The 2,048-nt window shown below is 77.0% G+C and carries 1 protein-coding gene; it reads right to left on the bottom strand.

Annotated features, from left to right (window positions below; translation table 11 throughout):
• The coding region (locus ABZ641_RS34710; RefSeq protein WP_359988343.1) for a 5-oxoprolinase/urea amidolyase family protein at positions 1 to 2,048 on the bottom strand (2,048 nt) is incomplete at both ends.

The raw sequence follows: 2,048 nt of genomic DNA, 5'->3' as shown, positions 1-2,048 counted from the left end.
GCCGGCGTGCGGCGCAGCGCGGCGGCGCCCTCGGCGGTGACGGGCACGAAGCGGACGGTGTCGCCGGGGCGGAGCTGGCCGAGCTTCCAGCGCTGGCCGGAGACGACGGTGGCCGGGCAGACGAAGCCGCCGAGGGAGGGGCCGTCCGGGCCGAGCAGCACCGGCATGTCACCGGTGTAGTCGACGGCGCCGACCGCGTACGGGGTGTCGTGGATGTTCGAGGGGTGCAGGCCGGCCTCGCCGCCGTCCGGGCGGGCCCAGGCGGGCTTGGGGCCGACCAGGCGGACGCCGGTGCGGGCGCTGTTGAAGTGCACCGACCAGTCGGCGGCGTAGAAGTCGGCGATGTCCTGCTCGGTGAAGAACTCCGGTGCGGCGTGCGGGCCTTCGACCGCGGGCAGCTCCCAGGCGGAGGTGAACTCCGGGCGGTCGGCGACCGGGCCCGCGCCCCCGCCGAGGGTGGCGGTGCCGCCGTGCAGCACGTCACCGGTGCGCAGCGCCCGGCCGCCGTGGCCGCCGAAGCCGCCGAGGGTGAAGGTGGCGGCGCTGCCGAGGAAGTCCGGGGCCTCCAGGCCGCCGGCGACCAGCAGGTAGCTGCGCAGACCCGGGCCCGGCGGGGCGGGGACGTCGAGCAGGCCGCCGGCCGGGACGAGCACCGGCTCCCACTGCGGCACCGGCAGGCCGTCCACGGTGACGGCGGTCGGTGCGCCGGTGACGCAGACCCAGGTGGGTGCGGTGAAGCGCAGCGCCGGGCCGAGCAGGGTGCACTCCAGGCCGGGGGCGCCCTCGGGGTTGCCGAGGGCCCGGTTGCCGAGCCGGAAGGAGAGGTCGTCCATCGGACCGCACGGCGGCACCCCGACGTGCCAGTAGCCCGTCCGGCCAGGCCAGTCCTGGACGGTGGTCTGGGTGCCCGCCCGGACGACCTCGATCCGCGGGGTCGGGTCGGCGACGTGCGCCAGGGTGCCGGTGTGGTGGACGGCCGAGGCGACGGCCGGCACGGCGGGGACGGCGCGCAGCAGACCGAGGTTGGTCTCGATGCCGTGGATCCGGGTGCCGTCCAGCGCGTCGGTGAGCCGGGCCAGCGCGTCCGCCCGGTCGGCGCCGTGCACGATCACCTTGGCGAGCATCGGGTCGTAGGCGGTGGTGACCTCGGTCCCGGTCTCCACCCAGGTGTCGACGCGGACGCCGGGCGGGAAGGCGACCTCGGTGAGCAGGCCGGCACTGGGCCGGTGGTCGCGGCTCGGGTCCTCGGCGTAGACCCGGGCCTCGACGGCGTGGCCGTCCGGGGTGCCGACCTCGCGGACCACCGAGCGGTCGCCCTGGGCGAGCCGGAGCATCCACTCGACCAGGTCGACCCCGTACACCGCCTCGGTGACCGGGTGCTCCACCTGGAGGCGGGTGTTGACCTCCAGGAAGTACGCCTCCTCGCGGGCGGCGTCGTAGACGTACTCGACGGTGCCGGCCGAGCGGTAGCCGACGGAGGCGCACAACTGGCGGGCGGAGTCGGCGAGCTGCCGGCGGACGCGGTCGGGCAGGCCCGGCGCGGGCGCCTCCTCCAGCACCTTCTGGTTGCGGCGCTGCAGCGAGCAGTCCCGGTCGCCGAGGGTGACCACCCGGCCGGCGCCGTCACCGAAGACCTGCACCTCGACGTGGCGGGCGTGCTCGACCAGGCGCTCCAGGAAGACGCCGGCGGTGGCGAAGCTGGCGGCGGCGACCCGCTGCACCCGCTCCCAGGCGTCGGCGAGCTGGGCGGCGTCCCGGCAGGCCTGCATGCCGATGCCGCCGCCACCGCCGGTGGCCTTGAGCATCACCGGGTAGCCGACGCCCTCGGCGGCGGCGAGTGCGGCGGGCAGGTCCGGCAGCAGTCCGGTGCCGGGCAGCAGCGGCACCCCGGCGGCCTCGGCGGCCGCGCGGGCGGTGTGCTTGGCGCCGAAGACCTCCAGCTGGCCGGGGGTCGGGCCGACGAAGGCGAGCCCCGCGGCCTCCACCCGCCGGGCGAAGGCGGCGTCCTCGGAGAGGAACCCGTAGCCGGGGTGGACCGCACCGGCTCC

The sequence above is a fragment of the Kitasatospora sp. NPDC007106 genome (genome assembly GCF_040634455.1).
Lineage (GTDB): Bacteria > Actinomycetota > Actinomycetes > Streptomycetales > Streptomycetaceae > Kitasatospora > Kitasatospora arboriphila.
This window is presented reverse-complemented; position numbering and strand designations above follow the sequence as displayed.